Origin of the sequence: Staphylococcus sp. SM3655, from assembly GCF_016917315.1 — a bacterium.
GTDB classification, from domain to species: domain Bacteria; phylum Bacillota; class Bacilli; order Staphylococcales; family Staphylococcaceae; genus Staphylococcus; species Staphylococcus aureus.
Genome location: NZ_CP070305.1, coordinates 940,971 through 961,508, shown reverse-complemented (window position 1 = coordinate 961,508; position 20,538 = coordinate 940,971). Strand labels below are relative to the sequence as shown.

The window sequence follows — 20,538 nt, the reverse complement described above, 5'->3', positions numbered from 1 at the left end:
TTAAAATGAAGTCATTATTTTGTTGCTAAAATGTCTTGAAACACTTGTGGCACAGAGGTTATCTTCTTATCGCTCAATCTGTAAAAACCGCCTGTCTGTGTACCAATACAATGCACGCCATGTGCGGACACAATTTCAAACTGAAACACCCATTTCATCTTGCTTGCTTTAACTAAGTAAATACGACCTACTGGTTTGTCATGTATTGTGACAGGTACTTTATACTCTGCTTCCGTTTTCATAAGTATAGGTGAAATGCCTTGATTGATCATTGTTGAGTAATTCATGTGCTGATTAATAAACGCTGTTCTCAAATCTTCGAACCATCTAATATAAACGATATTACTAACGACACCCATCGCATCAATGTCGTAACCATTCACTTCGATTTCTTTCTCTGCAACTAATAGACCTTCTGTTGTCATAATGACAAATCTCCTTATCTTACAAATAGATTTAAAATCATGTTAATTTATTTTTATTACTTTCATGATAAAAATACAAGCAATTGAACTTTATTACGGAAAATCAAACTTTTCAATGACGTTATTAATTTGACTAGTCGTGAAGATGCATTTTTCTAAAATGTACAAAAAGTACAATCCCTACTTTCTATCCCCCAAACTAACATCTATGCCATTGCTATACATCATTGCGCACTAAAAAGACAGCAGCTTCATTTTAAGCTACTGCCTTTTGTAAAAATATTCTCTTTCAACTCGCTACTTCGCATACGCACTACGAATGACTAAAAGTTCATTCATTTGATATGCTGTTTCATTTTTAATCATTATTTGACTGTCATAATTAGCTTACCTGGATCAGCATCTTGTACATCTTCAATGACAAGTTCTTTATTTTCAAGATTTGTAATAATCATTGGTGTAACGATGCTTGGTGCGTGTGCTTTCAAGTATGCTAAATTCACTTTCATTAATGGTTGACCTTGTGTTACTTTTTCATCAACGTTAATCAGACTTTCGAATCCTTCACCATTCAGTTTCACTGTATCGATACCAATATGAATAAGTACTTCGACACCACTTTCAGATTCTAATCCTATTGCATGTTTCGTAGGGAAGATTGTTTTCACTGTACCATCAAACGGTGCTACAATTTCACCTTTTTCAGGGATAAAGCCAACACCATCACCCATCATTTTACCAGCGAATACTTGATCAGGTACTTCTGATAATGGAATGATTTGACCGACACCTGGTGCATAGATGTCTGTTGTTCCAAGTGCTTCTACGTGAACTGGTTCATCTGACATTTCTTCAGTCACTGTCGTTTCACTTGGTTTCGTAATTTCACCACTCATAATCTTGGCCATATCATGTTTAATTTGATCTGATTTTGGACCAAAGATAGCTTGCATATTGTTTCCAACTTCTAATACACCTGATGCGCCTAAAGCTTTAATACCTGCTACATCTACTTTTGATTTATCAACCACTTCTACGCGCAGACGTGTAATACATGCATCTAAATGTTTAATGTTTTCTTTTCCACCCATTGCATCTAAGACATCAAATGGTAATTTTGCGACACTAGAGTTACGAATTTCAGTTTCTTCATCTTCACGACCTGGTGTTTTCAATTTAAACTTACGAATTGCAAAGTCGAATAAGAAGTAATACACGATAGCATATACAATACCGACTGGAATAACTAATAATGCGTGTGAACGATCCCAGTTTAATAAACCATATAAAATATAATCTATGAAACCACCTGAGAATGTCATACCAATTTTAACGCCTAATAAATGCATTACTAAGAATGATGTACCAGCTAATAATACGTGAATTCCATAAAGTACTGGTGCTACAAATAAGAATGAAAATTCTAATGGCTCAGTGATACCAGTTAAAAATGCAGTTAATCCTGCTGATAACATTAAACCACCCACGACTTTTTTACGTTCTGGTCGTGCATTTTTATAAATAGCAAATGCCGCCGCTGGTAAACCAAACATCATAAATGGATATTTACCAGTAGTAAATGCACCAGCAGTAAATGGTACGCCATCTTTCAATTGTGCCATCCAAATACGTTGGTCACCACGAACCAATTCACCTGCGTGATTTGTATAACTTCCGAATTCAAACCAGAACGGTGAATAGAAAATATGATGTAAACCAAATGGAATTAATGAGCGTTCAATAATACCGAATATAAACGTTGTTAATGTTAAATTTTTATTTAATAAGAAATTCGATAAACTATTTAATCCATCTTGAATTGGTGGCCACGCAAAGCTTAAAAGCACACCTGTTGCGATTGCTACGACCGATGTCACAATCGGTACAAATCGTTTACCTGCAAAGAATCCTAAAAATGGTGGTAGTGTAATATTATAAAATTTGTTGTAACACCATGCGGCTAAAGCACCCATGATAATACCACCAAACACACCCGTTTGTAACGTTGGAATACCTAATACTAAAGCATGTGCTGGTTCTTTCGCTGCTTGACTTAATTCTTTTGCCCCTTTGGCATATGAGAAAATGTCATCAATTGTAATGTGCAACACTTTCCCCATTGTTGCATTCATAATTAAGTAACCTACTAGCGCTGCTAATGCTGCAACACCGTCTCCTCCTGCTAATCCAAGTGCTGTACCAACTGCAAATAATAATGGCAAGTTATCAAATACAACTTGTCCTGCTGCTTCCATGACCGACGAAATCATTACAATGATATCGTTTTTTAACCATGGTGCAATTTCTACTAATTGTTCGTTGTGCATTGCGTTACCAAACGCTAATAAAATACCAGCTGCTGGTAAAATCGCAACAGGTAACATTAATGCTTTACCGATACGTTGCAATTGTCCAAACAATTTCTTAAACATATAAACATCCCCTATCTCAATTTCCGCTTCCATGTACAAAAAAAGCAGGCATGAACAAACAAGACTATTCTCATAGTGCGGTTGTTTGCTCATGCCTGCATTACCAGTAACACGCAAGTGATATCTAATTCATAGCTATTATACATATTTGTAAAAGCGTTTTCAACAACTTTTTCACAATTTTATCATCAATTCAGTACGATCATTTGTGATAAATAAACAAAACGGCAATTCCCATTTTGTTGAAATAGAAATTACCGTTTTTATAGTTCAATTCAATTGTGATAACCTTTAAATCAGTTATAAGAAACGTTTTGCTGCCACTGAAATTGGTGGAATTTGATCTAAATCTAAATGCTTATCTTCAGTAATTGATCTAAATGCCCACTTACCATAACCAAGCGCTTCTTCATTTACAATTTTACCTGGTAATGGCGCAGCATTAGGATCAACATATACATCTACAATCGTTGGTACATCTTGTGCTAATGCCTCTTCGACTATAGCATCTACTTCGCTAGCACTCTTAATTGTATAACCTTTACCACCTGCTGCCTCAGCAAATTTTGCATGATCCATATCAGAAAAATCAACTGCATATTCTAATTCACCAGCTGCTTGTTGTTCATATTTAATAAATGCTAACTGTTTGTTATTAAGTACAAATACAGTTAAAGGTAAATCATATTGTACTGCTGTAGCGAAGTCTTGCATTACCATTTGGAATGCACCGTCACCAGCAATGGCAATCGCTTGTCTATTTGGATATGCAATTTTTGATGCCATAGCTCCTGGAAGACCGCAACCCATTGTACCTAACCAACTTGAAATGATGAACTTGTTGTTCACACCAAGATTTAAATAACGTGTAGACCAAACTGTTGCAGTACCAACATCTGCTGAAATTACTGCATCATCTTTAATAAATTTGTTAATTGATGCCATTAAACGTTCTGGACGTAATGGTTTGCTATTATTATTTTTATCTTGTTCCATCCATTTATCCCAAACCGCTTTACGTTCTAACGTTTTGTTTAAAAATGGTCTTTCCGCAACATGTTTAATATTTTCAGTTAACTGATGCAATGCAATTTTACTGTCTCCAACAATTCCTACATTAATATTAAAACGATGTCCGATATTTTTAGGATTTGTGTCGATTTGGATTGCTTTAATATTTTTCTTAGGTAAGTAATCTACATATGGATAGTTTGTACCTACCATAATTAGTAAATCTGCATCCTGCATTGTCTGATATGAGGTTTTTGTACCTATTTTACCTAAGTTACCAATACTGTATGGATGGTCATCCGGTAAGATTGTCTTAGCAGGTAATGAATGAACGACCGGAATTTTTGCCGCTTCAACAAACGCACGTAGCTCATCTTTCGCATGTTTTGCACCAACACCAATCAACATAACCGGCTTTTTACTCTTATTGATTAATTTAACAGCTTTTTTAATGTCTTTATATTTTGGTGATACAACAGTTGGTCTTGATGTATCTACTGGTTTATTCGTTGTATCTTTAATTTTTTCAGTTAATAAGTCGTTAGGACAAATAACAACAGCTACACCTTTTTGTTCATATGCCGTACGAATTGCTTCGTTAACAATTTCAAACACATTGTCACCTTTTTCAATTTGGTGATTATAAACGGCTACATCTTCACATAATTTTTGTAAATTTGTTTCTTGGAATGCTTTCGTTCCAAGTGCTGTACTATTCGTTTGTCCAGATAATATTAATTGCGGTACATTATCCATTTTGGCATCATACATACCATTTAATAAATGAATTAAACCAGGGCCACCGATACTTAATGCCACACCGATTTTACCAGTTAATTTTGTGTAACCAGCAGCCGCTAAGCTTGCTACTTCTTCATGACGTACATGATAAAATTTAAATTGATCTCTCACTGTACGTAAACTATCGACTACTGCGTCGATTGAGTCTCCTGGAATACCATACAAGTGATCTATATCCCATGCTTGTAATGCTTTAACTAATGCTTCATTTGCTTTTATTTTTGCCATTATTACTAATAGCCTCCCTTTCTGTCTATCATTTTAAATATCTAAATTAATAGAATAATAAAATTAGAACAGGTATTAACACTGAACTAATAACTGCAGTTAAAATCATCCCAATTGAACTAAATGCACCGGATTCAATATCCATTTCTAGTGCTTTAGCTGTGCCAAATGCATGTGACGCATTCCCATACGTTAAACCTTTGGCGATAGAAGATTCAAATCTTCCAAATCTTAATAACATCGAACCTAAAATACTACCGATTAAACCCGTTGTGATAATAAAAAGTACGGTCATCGTATCTGTACCACCTAGTTCATGTGACACTTCGATACCTACTGCGGCTGTTATAGATCGGGGCAATAACGTTACAATGACGTCTTTAGAATAGCCAAATGCTTTAAGTGTTAAGAACACTAACATGAAATTCAGCATGACGCCAGTTAATACACTTGCAAAAATGATAGAGACATTGTCTTTAATTTTCTCTCTATTTTTATAAAGTGGGTACGCTAAACATACGACCGTTGCGTTTAAAATATGGTTGATCCAACTGCCACCTTTCATATACCCGTTATAACTAATTCCAAAGATAAGTAAGACAAAAATAATTCCTAAAGATGCAATTAATGCTGGATTCAAAAATGGGTTCGGATATTTTTGTTGTAACCTTTTAGCGAAATAATATAAAACGACAGTCAACAAAATCATTAATAAGGCTTGCACGTAATCATTCATAAGCGTCTACACCTTTACGATGTTTATGTTTAACAGACATTTTTTCAGCAATATAACCTGAAGATAATGCAACGATACATGTTCCTATGATAATGACTGCGAAAAAGAGTATATAATTTAGCGTAATTTCGGAAGCAACATCCATAATACCTACAACTGACGGTATGAAGAAAAAGACCATCGTCTTTAATAAAAAGTTTGCACCGTCTTCTACCCAAGTTAGCGGTACAATCTTAAATTGTAATAGTAAATAAAATAAAAATAGACCAACAATACTGCCGGCTAAGGGAAGATGAAAAATCTTTTGAATTTCTGTGCCAATATAAGTAATCACAATGATGATTCCTAGTTGTAGTAGTAGTTTGATTATTAATTGGACTTTGTGCATGGCGCCATCCCTTTCTAAATATGTCTAAATTGTTACAATAACTATTATAAAGATGGCGTACACAATATAAAAATACTCTTTTTTTATAGTTTGTATTACTATTTTCTATGGAAACGCTCTCTAAATTTCACTTCATTTTCACAAAAAAACACTCATTATTTCAATGACCCACGTAATGATGCGCCTTAAATAATGAGTGCTTTATTAATATGTTAGCCTAAACGGTCTTTCAAAAATTCTATCCATTTCGTTGTGGCATGACTTAATTGTTTATCCTTCTTCCAAACAACACCTAATTCCCAATGTACATGAGCATCTTCAATGCGTAGCAGCTTCACATCTCCATTTAGTTGCTCTGAAATTGATGTTGGTAAAATACTAATACCTAATTCATTCGTAACTAAATCTTCTATAACATGCCATTGTGAAATTTGCGCTACAGTATTCGGAACAAAGCCAACGTTTTTAGCATTTTCAATAATTTTATCATTCAAGTAAAAGTCTTTATTAAATAAAATGAAGTCTTCACCTGCTAAATCTTCGAGTTTAACAGTTTCATATTTTGCGAGTCGATGCTCTCTGCTCACGATAAGTCGCAAATCTTCCTTATCTAGGGTAGTATAATCGAAAATATGATGATCGACTGGCAAAGTGGTCACGCCTATATCTACTTCATCATTGATAATTTGCTGTTCAATCGTTTTGCCGCCATTTTCTATTAAATTATATGTAACATTTGGATATTGTTGATGGAATGCACCAAGAATATTGATAAGAATCTTCATATTCATGACTGCCGACATACCCATGTTTATATGCCCTGTTTCCAGTCCATTCAAGCGTTCCATTTCAGATGGTAAATAATCATACAGTGCAACAATTTCTTTACTTTTCTCATAAAAAATTTGACCTGCATCGGTAAGAATTAAATGTCTTTTACTTCTATCAAATAAGGGCGTGCCCATTTCATTTTCAATATCTTTAATTGCTTTACTAATTGTAGGTTGTGCAATATATAATGATTTGGAAGCATTAGTCATGCCTCCTTGCTTAACGACTTCAATAAAATATTTCATATGTTTGATATCCACTAACATCATCCTAACTATTTCAACACGTTTATTTCATTATACACAACTTCTTAAACATTCAATAAATTTAGATTCATAAAATTGCTTTATAAAAAGTTTTATGTAAAATACACATTCTTTTATGGTATTATATTAATGGCTCAAGTTTGTTATTCGAGGTGAGGTATTGAGCTTTTACGAATTTATGCAAAGTTTTCTTGGTGATGACACACCATTAGGTGAATTGGTTGATTGGATTAATCAAGATAGCAATTTCCCTAGAGAAGTGAAGAGCCATAGTGAAATATTGTCATATTTTCGAACAAATCCATGTCCTGAAAGCATCTCAGTACCTGTAATTAAACGGGCACTATCAGTTTTCAACCAATTCACAAATGTACAATGATACATGAATACATGGAGTCACATCATCTCATGTTAGCGCTCTGATTGCAGGGCGCTATTTTTAATGTTATCGCTACATTTAGTATATTGTGATTGCTATTTTCTTTCAGTTATAGAACCACGTACCTTTTCTTTTAAATCATTTTATATTTTCCCACTAATATCCGCTGTTAATCAATTCTGACATCCTTGTATCACTATGACAATTAATTGTTAAATACATGAATTTCTACATTTTATGAAAAAATCCATTTTTATTACAATTCAACACTTTATATGACAACTTCATTACAGTTACTTTTATTGTTGATTGCTTGCATTGTTTTCTAAAAAATTTTGTTATCATAATTAACGTTGAATAAAGAAAAAAATTAACTTGGGAGATAAAAATGGAATATAAAAAGATACTAATTCGTTTATTAATTGCTTTTGCAGTACTTTTCTCAGCAGATTTCACTTATCAATCCGTCGAACAAACGCATCAATCGCATGCCGTAGTTAATTATTATAGTAAAAACCAATGTACATGGTGGGCATTTAAACGTCGCGCACAAGTCGGTAAACCTGTTTCTAATAGATGGGGCAATGCTAAAAATTGGTATTACAATGCACGTAAATCAAAATATGCGACTGGTCGTACACCAAGAAAATTTGCTGTCATGCAATCAACTGCAGGATATTATGGACATGTCGCAGTTGTTGAACAAGTATATAAAAACGGTAGTATTAAAGTTTCAGAATACAACTTTTATCGCCCATTAAAATACAATACACGTGTACTAAGCAAAAAGGCAGCACGTAACTTTAACTATATTTACTAATCAAAAAACTTCTATCACGAACGCTTCAATTTCCTGTATGCGTGTGATAGAAGTTTTTATTTTTGTTCATATTAATTTATCTAAGCGCTACGATGGACTGACCTAAACTTTTCTTTAAAATCGCTATTTGCAATTTACTATTGTTGGCTTCTTAAATCTTGTAAAATACGTTCCGCTGCTTGTGTATTTGCACGGGGTTCTTTTTTCAAAGCTTCAGCTACTTTAGCAATTTCATCACCTTTTGCTCCTACAACAATAGCTAATGATTTATATTGTAAACTCATATGACCTTGTTGAATACCTTCTGACACAAGCGCGCGACATGCTGCAAAGTTTTGCGCTAAACCAACGGCAGCAACTACATGACCTAATTCTTGTGCTGACTCTACATTTAGTAGCTCTAATGAAGCTTTAGCTATTGGTAATACTTTCGTACCACCCCCAACAATTGCCAATGTCATAGGCACTTCAATTGTACCAATCAATCGTTGACGATCTTGATCGTAACGCCATGTAGCAATACCACGATACTGTCCGTCACGACTTGCGTATGCATGCGCACTTGCTTCTGCACCACGCGTATCATTTCCTGTTGCTAAAACAACAGCATGTATGCCATTCATAACACCTTTATTATGTGTTGCTGCACGATGAATATCTACTTGTGCCAATACAGAAGCACGTTCCATTCGTTTGGCAACCTCTTCTCCAGTTCTCTCGCCCCTTGCTAAATCTTTAACATCAATTTCGCCTTGAACTTTAACAACGGACGCTGTTGCATGATTGGATAAAATACTCATTAAAATGTCGCTTTGCGGAAATTCATTTTTTAAAAATGCAGTTATGTCCTCTAAAATCGTATTAAGCATATTAGCGCCCATAGCATCTTTCGTATCAACAAATACTTTTAAAGATAGTAACTGTTGCTCAGGAAATGTATCAATCGCTATACGTTGGTAACCACCACCACGCGCTTTAATAGAAGGATATGCCTCATCCGCAATTTTATGAATTTGCTTTTCTAAAGCTTTAATGTCTGCTGATAATTTTTCAGTATCGTCAACGCCATCAAAGACGATTTGACCTATCATAATACGTTCAGAAGATACCGTTTTAAATCCGCCAGTCTGATTCACTAGCTTTGCACCATAACTAGCTGCAGCGACAACTGAAGGCTCTTCCACCATCATAGGTACAACATATGCCTTATCGTCCACAATGATATTCGGTAATAATCCAACGGGTAATGCACCTTGCGCGATGACATTTTCAATTAAACTATTGGCTACTTCTTCATCGATTAATGGATGATTCAGTAAAATGTCGAATTGTTCTTCTGATAACCATTGCTTATCAACCAATTGTTGTAACTTTTCTTTACGAGATAAATGTCGAAAATTCTTATCTAAATTTTGCATGGACGTACTCCTTTTACTTCACATAATTTTTAACATTTCAATCACTACTATTTTTACCACAAAATAACGTCATTCGTCTTAAAATTCAATTGAATAATTGTCGTTTTGACTTTAAAATAAAACAAGGTAAATTAAAACGCTTACAAGAAACGACAAATCATTTTTAAATTTAGTATATTTCTTTGTATAAAATTAGCATATTCTGATATGATACAAGTGTTGCTTTTATAAATTTGAAAGGATGTAAAACCTTATGACAATAGGTATCGATAAAATAAACTTTTACGTTCCAAAGTACTATGTAGACATGGCTAAATTAGCAGAAGCACGCCAAGTAGATCCAAACAAATTTTTAATTGGTATTGGTCAAACTGAAATGGCTGTTAGTCCTGTAAACCAAGACATCGTTTCAATGGGCGCTAATGCTGCTAAGGACATTATAACAGACGAAGACAAAAAGAAAATTGGTATGGTAATTGTGGCAACTGAATCAGCAGTTGATGCTGCTAAAGCAGCCGCTGTTCAAATTCACAACTTATTAGGTATTCAACCTTTTGCACGTTGCTTTGAAATGAAAGAAGCTTGTTATGCTGCAACACCAGCAATTCAATTAGCTAAAGATTATTTAGCAACTAGACCGAATGAAAAAGTATTAGTTATTGCTACAGATACAGCACGTTATGGATTGAATTCAGGCGGCGAGCCAACACAAGGTGCTGGCGCAGTTGCGATGGTTATTGCACATAATCCAAGCATTTTGGCATTAAATGAAGATGCTGTTGCTTACACTGAAGACGTTTATGATTTCTGGCGTCCAACTGGACATAAATATCCATTAGTTGATGGTGCATTATCTAAAGATGCTTATATCCGCTCATTCCAACAAAGCTGGAATGAATACGCAAAACGTCAAGGTAAGTCGCTAGCTGACTTCGCATCTCTATGCTTCCATGTTCCATTTACAAAAATGGGTAAAAAGGCATTAGAGTCAATCATTGATAACGCTGATGAAACAACTCAAGAGCGTTTACGTTCAGGATATGAAGATGCTGTAGATTATAACCGTTATGTCGGTAATATTTATACTGGATCATTATATTTAAGCCTAATATCATTACTTGAAAATCGTGATTTACAAGCTGGTGAAACAATCGGTTTATTCAGTTATGGCTCAGGTTCAGTTGGTGAATTTTATAGTGCGACATTAGTTGAAGGCTACAAAGATCATTTAGATCAAGCTGCACATAAAGCATTATTAAATAACCGTACTGAAGTATCTGTTGATGCATATGAAACATTCTTCAAACGTTTTGATGACGTTGAATTTGACGAAGAACAAGATGCTGTTCATGAAGATCGTCATATTTTCTACTTATCAAATATTGAAAATAACGTTCGCGAATATCACAGACCAGAGTAATCTGTGTATTTGAAAGACATTTAAATATAACCTAAAAACAGCAGTAAGACAGCTTCTCATTGAAATCGTCTTACTGCTGTTCTCTATTTATAACACTTCGTATTGAATGAATTCATTATGCCTATTTGACACATTATTGAAATTTTTAATATACCCCTTATACGTTACGGCTTTGTACTGTGTTTAGGTACATAAAGCTTTGACATATCGATATTCTCCAACTCTAACAGCTTAATTTTATTATTAATCGTTCCACCGAATCCTGTTAAGCTACCCGTTTTACCGACAACACGATGACATGGCACGATAATTGATAATGGATTACTTCCGACTGCACCTCCAACCGCTTGGGCTGACATTTTTGGCTTATCAAGCACCTTGCCTACTTTTTTGGCAATAGCACCATACGTTGTTAACGTCCCATAAGGAATCTGTCTTAATTCATTCCAAACACACTGTTGAAAATGACTACCTGTTGGCTTTAAAGGTATTGTGATTTCAGGATTATCACCTTTAAAATACGCGTCTAACCACTGTGTCGCCTCTTTAAATATCACTAAAGACGTATTTTCTTCCCTAGTACCATCATCTTGTTGATTTTCAAACAAAACAGCGGTCAGACTTACCCCATCACTCACAAGTTCCAATCGTCCTACAGGCGAATCATAGTAACTCTTATACTCCATAAAAATGCCCCCTTTTTCTAATCATACGCCTTAATTGTTAAATTAGAAAATATTCATGTTCACATTTTTTAAAAATAAATAAGTCGTCAATTACATATATAAACACGTAATACCAGCTATCACTTTGCTGCAATATACAGTTACATATCTTACTACACGTGCTAACCTCTTACTTTGTAAACCAAATCTTAAATTAAAATATTGAAAATGCAATGAATCCTTAATATTTTATTAAACCTATAATTACTTATTAAAAATAACACACAATATTCATAAAGTTTTAAAAATATTCTGTTTTATCACCTATTATTAGTGGAAAAGTACAATTGCAATTGTATATAGTTTGCATAACGCTTCAAAAGTAATTTCTTTTTTGTTTAGTTCAAAAAAATTTAGAGGTGATGTTATATGAATAACGGTTTTTTCAATAGTGACTTTGATTCAATTTTTCGAAGAATGATGCAAGATATGCAAGGTTCAAATCAAGTCGGTAACAAAAAGTACTATATTAATGGTAAAGAAGTTTCACCTGAAGAACTAGCGCAACTCACACAACAAGGTGGCAATCACTCTGCTGAACAAAGTGCGCAAGCTTTTCAACAAGCAGCACAAAGACAACAAGGGCAACAAGGTGGCAACGGCAATTATTTAGAACAAATTGGTCGTAACCTTACGCAAGAAGCACGTGACGGTTTATTAGATCCAGTCATTGGTCGTGATAAAGAAATTCAAGAAACTGCTGAAGTCTTAAGTAGACGAACTAAAAACAATCCTATATTAGTTGGAGAAGCTGGTGTTGGTAAAACTGCGATTGTTGAAGGTTTAGCACAGGCAATCGTTGAAGGAAATGTACCAGCAGCAATCAAAGACAAAGAAATTATTTCTGTAGATATTTCATCATTAGAAGCTGGAACGCAATATCGTGGTGCTTTTGAAGAAAATATTCAAAAATTAATCGAAGGTGTTAAATCTTCACAAAATGCCGTACTATTCTTTGATGAAATCCATCAAATTATCGGTTCAGGTGCCACAGGAAGTGATTCAGGTAGCAAAGGGTTATCTGATATTTTGAAACCTGCATTAAGTCGTGGTGAGATTTCTATTATTGGTGCAACAACACAAGATGAATATCGAAACAATATTCTTAAAGATGCTGCATTAACGCGCAGATTTAATGAAGTACTTGTTAATGAACCAAGTGCTAAAGATACTGTGGAAATTTTAAAAGGTATTCGCGAAAAATTCGAAGAACACCATCAAGTAAAATTACCAGATGACGTATTAAAAGCATGTGTTGACTTATCAATTCAATATATTCCACAACGATTATTACCAGATAAAGCAATCGATGTGTTAGATATTACAGCAGCACATTTATCTGCGCAAAGTCCAGCTGTCGATAAAGTTGAAACTGAAAAACGAATTTCTGAATTAGAAAATGATAAACGTAAAGCGGTAAGTGCTGAAGAATATAAAAAAGCTGACGACATTCAAAATGAAATTAAATCATTACAAGATAAATTAGAAAATAGTAATGGTGAACATACTGCTGTTGCTACAGTTCATGATATTTCAGATACTATTCAACGATTAACTGGTATTCCAGTTTCTCAAATGGATGATAACGATATTGAACGTTTAAAAAATATTTCTAATCGTTTAAGAAGTAAAATCATAGGTCAAGATCAAGCTGTAGAAATGGTTTCACGTGCAATTCGCCGTAATCGTGCTGGGTTTGATGACGGCAACCGTCCAATTGGCAGTTTCCTATTTGTTGGCCCTACTGGTGTTGGTAAAACAGAGCTTGCTAAACAATTAGCAATTGATCTATTTGGTAATAAAGATGCACTGATTCGACTTGATATGAGTGAATATAGTGACACAACAGCTGTTTCAAAAATGATTGGTACAACTGCTGGTTATGTCGGTTATGATGACAATTCAAATACGTTAACTGAAAAAGTACGCCGTAATCCATACTCAGTCATTCTATTTGATGAAATCGAAAAAGCAAATCCACAAATTTTAACATTGTTATTACAAGTAATGGATGATGGTAATTTGACTGATGGTCAAGGTAATGTCATCAACTTTAAAAATACAATTATTATTTGTACATCAAATGCTGGCTTTGGCAATGGTAATGACGCTGAAGAAAAAGATATTATGCACGAAATGAAAAAATTCTTCCGCCCTGAATTCCTTAACCGCTTCAACGGCATCGTTGAATTCTTACATTTAGATAAAGATGCATTGCAAGATATCGTCAACTTATTATTAGACGATGTACAAGTTACATTAGACAAAAAAGGTATTACGATGGACGTTTCTCAAGATGCGAAAGATTGGTTAATTGAAGAAGGCTATGATGAAGAATTAGGTGCACGTCCATTAAGACGTATTGTTGAACAGCAAGTACGTGACAAAATTACAGATTATTATCTAGATCATACAGACGTTAAACATGTGGATATAGATGTTGAGGATAACGAATTAGTCGTAAAAGGTAAATAACGACACTTTAACATATCAAAAATGAGCATCAGGTCGCCCTTGCCTGTGCTCATTTTTTTAATTATTTCCCTGGAAAATGTTTTACTACCTGTTGTTCTGTACTATAACAATCACGATCTATTTCACATGTACCACATTTTCCTTGTTTCGAACGCTTGAAAAATTTAACTAGTGTATACAAGGCATATCCGAAAATTGCTAAAAAAATTAAAATGTTAATAATGACTGACACTTTAACCACTCCTTAAACAAATAAATGTCCGACTTGATAAAAAATGAATGTTAAGACATATGCAGTGACTAGAGGATAGGCAACTGCAAGTGCCGTCCATTTCCATGAATAAGTCTCTTTACGGATTGCTGCCACTGTAGAAACACAAGGAATATACAATAGTATAAATATCATAAATGCATACGCAGATAGCGGTGTGAATTGATTTTGAATCACATTAACAAGGCCTGCATCACCTGATGAATAGATAATCGCCATCGAACTTACGATAACTTCTTTTGCTAAAAATCCTGGCACTAACGTAGCACCTGCTTGCCATGTTCCAAATCCGAGCGGTTGCACTAACATACCAAAGAAGCTACCAACCATATGTAAAAAACTTTGATTGATATTCACATTGATACCATGTGGTCCTACATAACTTAATAGCCAAATGACTACTGAGCCGCCAAAAATAAATGTACCTGCTTTACGAACAAAGCCCTTAGCCTTTTCCCAAGTACTACGCCACAACGTTTTAATGGAAGGCACACGGTATGTTGGCAATTCCACAATAAAGATTTCATTATCATTTTTTAAAACCGTCTTAGTAAGTACTGTACTGACTAAAAATGCCATAATAATACCTAAAACATACAAGCTTAATACTACTAAAGATTGATTCTCTTTGAAAAAGATACCTACGAACAACGCATACACTGGCAGTCTAGCAGAGCATGACATGAATGGTGCAATTAATATCGTTGTTAAACGCTCTTTTTCATTTTCAATACTGCGCGCAGCCATAATACTCGGTACGTTACAACCAAATCCGATAATCATCGGTATAAAAGACTTCCCGCTTAAACCGAACGATTCCATAATACGATCCATTAAAACTGCAATACGTGCCATATAACCTGAATCTTCTAATAAAGATATAAAGAAAAAGAGCACAACAATTTGTGGTACAAAGACTAATACTGATCCTACACCAGCAATAATGCCATCTGTAATTAAATCTTGTAAAAATGGTATAACCCCTAGATAATTCATAATCGTCTTCACACTATCTGTAAATGTACCACCTATAAATGCATCAAGTTGATCCGACAAAGGTGTGCCAATCCATGTAAATGTAGTTTGAAAGATCAACCACATAATCGCTAGAAAGATAGGCATCCCTATATATTTATGTGTTAATATCTTGTCTATTCTAGAGCTGAAATATTGCTTATCTTCATCTGGATAAGTTACCACGTCTTGCAATAATGTCTCAATATAATGATTGCGTATACGCTCCATCTCTCGACGAACAGATACAGCCTCTACTTGTTCAGCAACTTGATCACGTAAACTCGACAATTTATTTACAACCTCTGAATTAAGTTCGTTTGCAATTTGCATGTTATTTAATAAGAATTGAATCGCAATAAATCTAGCTTGATACTTATTATGAGATGTCTCTGTCATTATTATTTGACACATATTTTTAATTGTCTCTTCAATCTTCTCACCATAATTGATTTTAAAATGCGGTTGATACCCTTCCCCTAGATGCTTTATTTCGCCAAGTAAATGTTTAGTTCCTTTGCCTGTACGTGCCACAACTGGAAAAATAGGTGTTTTTAACTTTTTCATCAATTTATGATAATCGATTTTTATCCCGCGCTTTGTAGCTACATCAATCATATTTAATCCGATGTATATTGGTTGATTAAGTTCTAACAATTGTACTGTTAATTGCATATTCCTTTTTAGTTGACTCGCGTCAACAATGTTAATGATTCCTGAAAATGAATCGTTTAATAAATAGTCTGTCACTACAGTTTCATCTTTAGAAATCGGCGATAAATCATATGTACCTGGTAAATCAATTAATTGTCCTACATTTTCTTTTAGCTTCCCTACTTTTTTCTCTACCGTTACGCCACTCCAGTTGCCTATATATTCATACGAACCAGTTAAAGCGTTAAACAAAGATGTTTTACCAACATTAGGATTTCCTAAAATACAATAATTTTCCATTCGTCCGGCTCCTATTCTTCTAATGCAATAGAACAAGCATCGCAATGCCTAATACTTAACTGTTGTCCGTTTACTTCAATAATACATGGCCCTTTAAATAAACATTTTTGTTTAATCGTTATGATAGCGTCATCTGTTAACCCAAAGGCACTTAGACGATACAACATATTCTCATTAGCAATATCCATTCGCTTTATTTTATAAGCCTTATTCATTTCACCATTTTTAATGTTTAACATACTATTTCGCTCTCCTATTAGAAATAATAATCATTATCACTTAAAAATCATAACCCTTAAAATTGTAGCTCGCAATACTTTATTTAAATAATTTTCATTTTTCATGTAAAATTTGTGACATTGCAAAAATGTTTTGTATAATCACTTCCATGCAAAAAACCTCCGCTTCAAATGTCATTGATAGACATTTAAAGCGGAGGCATGTACATGTTATTTTATGATTTATTTCGTAGATTTTTTTCTAACAATTGATTGAGCTTTTCAATATTTTTATTCAACTGTTCTATATTCGTTGCTTGTTGTTTTGAATTTAGTTGATGCTTGTTTTGATAATCTATTAAAGCATCATATAAGAACAATGAACTTGCTGATTGCTGTTTCACTTCTTGGTACAATGCCATCGTTTTATCATCTAGTACTATTGAATGTGCATCATCTTGCCCATGTGCATCTTGATGTTTCGATACATTTGTTGCACCTTGTGGATATACTTTAAAGGTTGTGTCGTATGTTTCCTTACTATCTTTAGCTTCAGATTCCTGTGATTCAACCGTTTTATATTTTTCAAGTGCATGTCCTTCAATATCAACTCGTGGAATAATGCGATTCAACCATGCTGGTAAATACCACGAACCTTTTCCAAACAATTTCGTTAATGCAGGAATTAACATCATTCTGACTACGAAGGCATCAAAGAGTACACCAAACGCTAATGCCATACCCATTGATTTAATCATGACATCTTCTTGGAATACAAACGCAAAGAAGACACTAAACATAATTAATGCAGCTGCTACAATAACAGGACCGCTTTCTTTCAATCCTACTTTGATAGAATAATCATTATCCCCTGTTTTACTATATTCTTCATGAATTCGCGACATAAGGAAGACTTCATAATCCATCGCTAATCCAAATAAGATACCTATAGTAATAACCGGTAAAAATGCTAGCATTGGTCCTGTCGTTTCAATACCAAACAGACCTTTCATAAAACCATCTTGCATTACTAATGTTGTAAATCCTAGCGTTGCCATTAATGACAAGACAAATCCTAAAACTGCTTTTAACGGTATTAGAATTGAACGGAAGACAATCATTAATAAGAAAAATGCCAATACAACAATTACTGTTGCAAATAAAGGTATCGCCTCATTTAACTTTTTAGACATATCAATATTAATGACACTTTGTCCCGAAATCTCCGTTTTGAACCCATATTTATCTTGTGCATCTTTATGATAATCTCGTAAATCATGCACTAAATCATTTGTACTCTCTGCATTAGGCCCTTTCTTAGGTATCACGACCATCAAAGCGTAATCATTATCTTTACTCATTTGTGGCGGCGTAACGATATCTACATTTTTCTTATCTTTAATATCTTTATATACAGACTGTAAATCTTGTTGTAATCCTTGTGGATCATCCTTTTTATCTTTCACATTTATCAACATCGGAATTTGGCCATTAAATCCTTCACCAAATTTATCCGAGATTATATCGTAAGCTTTTTTCTGTGTAGAATCTGCTGGTTTAACACCGTCATCTGGAATACCAAGTCGCATATGACTAACTGGTATTGCAGCTGCTACTAATATGATTAAACCTAGTAATACTGCCGCAAGTGCATTTCCTGTAATAAATTTAGACCAAGGCGTATCAATATCTTTTTTAAAATTAGACTGCAATTTGTTCACTTTAATGCGTTTATGGAAAATACTTATTAATGCAGGTAATAAAGTCAGTGCACTGAATACAGCAAATATAACACTAATTGCCGAAGCAAACCCCATCACTGCTAAGAAATCTATGCCAACTAGCGATAAACCGCATACGGCAATCACAACTGTCACACCAGCGAAGATGACTGCGCTACCTGCTGTTCCTATTGCAAGACCAATGCCTTTAATGTAATCTGTTTCAGTTTTCATAACTTGTCGATATCTGAATAAAATAAATAATGCATAATCGATACCAACTGCTAGTCCAATCATTACGGCTAATGTCAGTGTGACATTTGGTATATCAAAGACATAGGTCAATAGGCTAATAATGCCAACCCCAGATGCTAGACCAATCAATGCACTTATAATTGGTAATCCTGCAGCAATGACTGAACCAAATGTAATCAATAACACTACAAATGCAACAATGATACCAACTAGTTCAGAATTACCGCCTACTTCTGTAGATGTCATTCCTGTACCAGTTAACTCTGTTTGTACATTATGATTGTCACGTAAGTCTTTCAAATGACTTTTAACATTATCTCTAGAGCCATCTTTTAAAGATGTTTGACTAACGTCATATGTGATATCTGCAAATGCAGTTGTTTTATCTTTACTAATTTGCTTATTTTCATAAGGATCTGATATTTTATCAATGTGCTTGTCATCTTTTTTAATATCATCTAACGTTTTCTTAATATCTTTAGTAATGTTCGGTTGCACAATACCATCATCTTTAGTCGTCTTAAAGACAACACGTATTTGTGCCTTTTCACTATCTTGATTAAAATGTTTTTCAATCTTTTTATTCGTATCTAACGACTCTAATCCTGTCATTTTAATATCATTGTCAAATTTCGGTGCATTTGTAGCAAGTGGTATCAATATTGCAGCTACAATCACTATCCATGCAATGACCGCGGACCATTTATGTTTTGCGATGAATGTCCCCATCTTATATAAAAATTTTGCCAAAGTATATTGCCTCCTTTTAAAATCAACGTTATAGTTTAACTATACAGTGTAGATTATTGTTTGATTATAGTATCTATCCCCGACCTCTTAAAGAATCAATTGGAAAATTTTGTATATTAAACTACACACAAAGGAGAAATGTAGATGAAAGAGACTGATTTACGAGTTATAAAGACAAAAAAAGCATTGTCGAGTAGCTTGCTACAATTGTTAGAACAGCAATTATTCCAAACGATTACTGTCAATCAAATTTGCGACAACGCACTCGTACACCGCACAACATTTTATAAACATTTTTATGATAAATATGATCTTCTAGAGTATTTGTTCAATCAATTGACTAAAGACTACTTTGCTAGAGATATCAGTGACCGTCTTAATCATCCATTCCAAACGATGAGTGATACGATTAATAATAAAGAGGATTTGAGAGAAATCGCAGAATTCCAAGAAGAAGACGCTGAATTTAATAAAGTATTAAAAAATGTCTGCATTAAAATTATGCATAACGATATCAAAAATAATAGAGACCGTATCGATATTGACAGCGACATCCCAGATAATCTCATATTTTATATTTATGACTCGTTGATTGAAGGTTTTATACATTGGATAAAAGATGAAAAAATTGACTGGCCTGGCGAAGATATTGATAACATTTTCCATAGATTAATCAATATTAAGATTAAATAGTAGATGAGAAACTCATGAGCGTTACCAACATTCATAATAAAAACGATAGTGTACACGTTAATGAATTCGTGTACTACTATCGTTTTTTATTTTTATCGTGCTTATCGCTATTAAAATAACTGATACACAACACATAAACTATGAAGAAAAAAATAAATCCGCTATCTAAATGACTTTGACTCAGTTGTTTAAATGACCAAATTGCTAATACAATTGCCATGATTATTAAAATAACATATCTCACATTCTTATGCCTATAATCCTTTTCTAAAAATATGGTTGCTATTACTTAATTTTTAAAGTTATA

General features: G+C 34.0%; 18 protein-coding genes. 5 read left to right on the top strand and 13 right to left on the bottom strand.

What is annotated here, in order from left to right; all coding sequences use genetic code 11:
* Window positions 1-14 precede the first annotated feature (14 nt).
* The 6 genes from JQN76_RS04675 to cidR all read right to left on the bottom strand — a co-directional run bounded on the left by JQN76_RS04675 (window position 15) and on the right by cidR (window position 7,112).
* The gene (locus tag JQN76_RS04675) at window positions 15-425 is read right to left on the bottom strand and encodes an acyl-CoA thioesterase (protein WP_000206033.1); all 411 of its coding nucleotides are present in this window, start codon (window positions 423-425) and stop codon (window positions 15-17) included.
* Window positions 426-790: 365 nt separating this feature from the next.
* Window positions 791-2,857 (bottom strand): glucose-specific PTS transporter subunit IIBC, encoded by a 2,067-nt coding sequence (ptsG, locus tag JQN76_RS04670; RefSeq protein ID WP_000473680.1) that lies wholly within the window; start codon window positions 2,855-2,857, stop codon window positions 791-793.
* A 300-nt stretch (window positions 2,858-3,157) separates the two neighbouring features.
* Window positions 3,158-4,897, bottom strand: a complete 1,740-nt coding sequence (locus JQN76_RS04665; protein ID WP_001062652.1) for a pyruvate oxidase — start codon at window positions 4,895-4,897, stop codon at window positions 3,158-3,160.
* 46 nt (window positions 4,898-4,943) lie between these two features.
* The gene (locus JQN76_RS04660; RefSeq protein ID WP_001001019.1) at window positions 4,944-5,633 is read right to left on the bottom strand and encodes an LrgB family protein; all 690 of its coding nucleotides are present in this window, start codon (window positions 5,631-5,633) and stop codon (window positions 4,944-4,946) included.
* Window positions 5,626-6,021, bottom strand: coding sequence for a holin-like murein hydrolase modulator CidA (gene cidA, locus JQN76_RS04655; RefSeq protein WP_000549734.1), 396 nt, complete (start codon window positions 6,019-6,021; stop codon window positions 5,626-5,628). Before cidA ends, JQN76_RS04660 begins: the two co-directional genes overlap by 8 nt.
* A gap of 212 nt (window positions 6,022-6,233) precedes the next feature.
* Window positions 6,234-7,112, bottom strand: coding sequence for a cidABC operon transcriptional activator CidR (cidR, locus tag JQN76_RS04650; RefSeq protein ID WP_000351761.1), 879 nt, complete (start codon window positions 7,110-7,112; stop codon window positions 6,234-6,236).
* Window positions 7,113-7,278: 166 nt separating this feature from the next.
* Here cidR and JQN76_RS04645 point away from each other — a divergent pair, with 166 nt between their 5' ends.
* Together JQN76_RS04645 and JQN76_RS04640 are read left to right on the top strand one after the other, a co-directional pair.
* A complete protein-coding gene (locus tag JQN76_RS04645; RefSeq protein ID WP_000011687.1) occupies window positions 7,279-7,497 on the top strand; it encodes a sterile alpha motif-like domain-containing protein in 219 nt (72 codons plus the stop codon).
* Between the two features lie 388 nt (window positions 7,498-7,885).
* Window positions 7,886-8,317 carry a CHAP domain-containing protein gene (locus JQN76_RS04640; RefSeq protein WP_001836833.1) on the top strand — a complete coding sequence of 144 codons (432 nt, stop codon included), beginning with the start codon at window positions 7,886-7,888 and terminating at the stop codon, window positions 8,315-8,317.
* Between the two features lie 137 nt (window positions 8,318-8,454).
* On the opposite strand, the gene JQN76_RS04635 is transcribed toward JQN76_RS04640, so the two are convergent.
* On the bottom strand, window positions 8,455-9,735 hold the full coding sequence (locus tag JQN76_RS04635) for a hydroxymethylglutaryl-CoA reductase, degradative (RefSeq protein ID WP_001180331.1): 1,281 nt from the start codon (window positions 9,733-9,735) through the stop codon (window positions 8,455-8,457).
* A gap of 253 nt (window positions 9,736-9,988) precedes the next feature.
* On the opposite strand from JQN76_RS04635, the gene JQN76_RS04630 reads away from it, so the two are divergent.
* Window positions 9,989-11,155: a hydroxymethylglutaryl-CoA synthase gene (locus JQN76_RS04630; RefSeq protein ID WP_000151982.1), complete on the top strand. Its 1,167-nt coding sequence runs from the start codon at window positions 9,989-9,991 to the stop codon at window positions 11,153-11,155.
* 164 nt (window positions 11,156-11,319) lie between these two features.
* On the opposite strand, the gene JQN76_RS04625 is transcribed toward JQN76_RS04630, so the two are convergent.
* Window positions 11,320-11,841 (bottom strand): methylated-DNA--[protein]-cysteine S-methyltransferase, encoded by a 522-nt coding sequence (locus JQN76_RS04625; RefSeq protein WP_000455994.1) that lies wholly within the window; start codon window positions 11,839-11,841, stop codon window positions 11,320-11,322.
* Window positions 11,842-12,249: 408 nt separating this feature from the next.
* Between JQN76_RS04625 and clpL the strand changes: the two genes are divergently transcribed.
* The gene (gene clpL / locus JQN76_RS04620; RefSeq protein WP_001058988.1) at window positions 12,250-14,355 is read left to right on the top strand and encodes an ATP-dependent Clp protease ATP-binding subunit ClpL; all 2,106 of its coding nucleotides are present in this window, start codon (window positions 12,250-12,252) and stop codon (window positions 14,353-14,355) included.
* Window positions 14,356-14,416: 61 nt separating this feature from the next.
* Here clpL and JQN76_RS04615 read toward each other — a convergent pair whose 3' ends face one another.
* The 4 genes from JQN76_RS04615 to farE all read right to left on the bottom strand — a co-directional run bounded on the left by JQN76_RS04615 (window position 14,417) and on the right by farE (window position 19,538).
* Complete coding sequence (locus JQN76_RS04615) at window positions 14,417-14,587, bottom strand: FeoB-associated Cys-rich membrane protein (protein WP_000111119.1); 171 nt, start codon at window positions 14,585-14,587, stop codon at window positions 14,417-14,419.
* A gap of 12 nt (window positions 14,588-14,599) precedes the next feature.
* Window positions 14,600-16,594 carry a ferrous iron transport protein B gene (feoB, locus tag JQN76_RS04610; protein ID WP_000432899.1) on the bottom strand — a complete coding sequence of 665 codons (1,995 nt, stop codon included), beginning with the start codon at window positions 16,592-16,594 and terminating at the stop codon, window positions 14,600-14,602.
* A gap of 11 nt (window positions 16,595-16,605) precedes the next feature.
* A complete protein-coding gene (locus tag JQN76_RS04605) occupies window positions 16,606-16,833 on the bottom strand; it encodes a FeoA family protein (protein WP_000932073.1) in 228 nt (75 codons plus the stop codon).
* Between the two features lie 215 nt (window positions 16,834-17,048).
* Window positions 17,049-19,538, bottom strand: coding sequence for a fatty acid efflux MMPL transporter FarE (farE, locus tag JQN76_RS04600; RefSeq protein ID WP_001051434.1), 2,490 nt, complete (start codon window positions 19,536-19,538; stop codon window positions 17,049-17,051).
* A 144-nt stretch (window positions 19,539-19,682) separates the two neighbouring features.
* On the opposite strand from farE, the gene farR reads away from it, so the two are divergent.
* Window positions 19,683-20,231, top strand: a complete 549-nt coding sequence (farR, locus tag JQN76_RS04595; RefSeq protein ID WP_000665238.1) for a fatty acid efflux pump transcriptional regulator FarR — start codon at window positions 19,683-19,685, stop codon at window positions 20,229-20,231.
* 76 nt (window positions 20,232-20,307) lie between these two features.
* Here farR and JQN76_RS04590 read toward each other — a convergent pair whose 3' ends face one another.
* Window positions 20,308-20,475 carry a hypothetical protein gene (locus JQN76_RS04590; protein WP_001798825.1) on the bottom strand — a complete coding sequence of 56 codons (168 nt, stop codon included), beginning with the start codon at window positions 20,473-20,475 and terminating at the stop codon, window positions 20,308-20,310.
* Between the last annotated feature and the right edge of the window lie 63 nt (window positions 20,476-20,538).

What these genes read in the sequence shown, in the direction of transcription:
- JQN76_RS04675 (WP_000206033.1), bottom strand. Translation starts at nt 425, where the DNA reads ATGACAACAGAAGGTCTATTAGTTGCAGAGAAAGAAATCGAAGTGAAT.
- ptsG (WP_000473680.1), bottom strand. Translation starts at nt 2,857, where the DNA reads ATGTTTAAGAAATTGTTTGGACAATTGCAACGTATCGGTAAAGCATTA.
- JQN76_RS04665 (WP_001062652.1), bottom strand. Translation starts at nt 4,897, where the DNA reads ATGGCAAAAATAAAAGCAAATGAAGCATTAGTTAAAGCATTACAAGCA.
- JQN76_RS04660 (WP_001001019.1), bottom strand. Translation starts at nt 5,633, where the DNA reads ATGAATGATTACGTGCAAGCCTTATTAATGATTTTGTTGACTGTCGTT.
- cidA (WP_000549734.1), bottom strand. Translation starts at nt 6,021, where the DNA reads ATGCACAAAGTCCAATTAATAATCAAACTACTACTACAACTAGGAATC.
- JQN76_RS04640 (WP_001836833.1), top strand. Translation starts at nt 7,886, where the DNA reads ATGGAATATAAAAAGATACTAATTCGTTTATTAATTGCTTTTGCAGTA.
- JQN76_RS04635 (WP_001180331.1), bottom strand. Translation starts at nt 9,735, where the DNA reads ATGCAAAATTTAGATAAGAATTTTCGACATTTATCTCGTAAAGAAAAG.
- JQN76_RS04630 (WP_000151982.1), top strand. Translation starts at nt 9,989, where the DNA reads ATGACAATAGGTATCGATAAAATAAACTTTTACGTTCCAAAGTACTAT.
- JQN76_RS04625 (WP_000455994.1), bottom strand. Translation starts at nt 11,841, where the DNA reads ATGGAGTATAAGAGTTACTATGATTCGCCTGTAGGACGATTGGAACTT.
- clpL (WP_001058988.1), top strand. Translation starts at nt 12,250, where the DNA reads ATGAATAACGGTTTTTTCAATAGTGACTTTGATTCAATTTTTCGAAGA.
- feoB (WP_000432899.1), bottom strand. Translation starts at nt 16,594, where the DNA reads ATGGAAAATTATTGTATTTTAGGAAATCCTAATGTTGGTAAAACATCT.
- JQN76_RS04605 (WP_000932073.1), bottom strand. Translation starts at nt 16,833, where the DNA reads ATGTTAAACATTAAAAATGGTGAAATGAATAAGGCTTATAAAATAAAG.
- farR (WP_000665238.1), top strand. Translation starts at nt 19,683, where the DNA reads ATGAAAGAGACTGATTTACGAGTTATAAAGACAAAAAAAGCATTGTCG.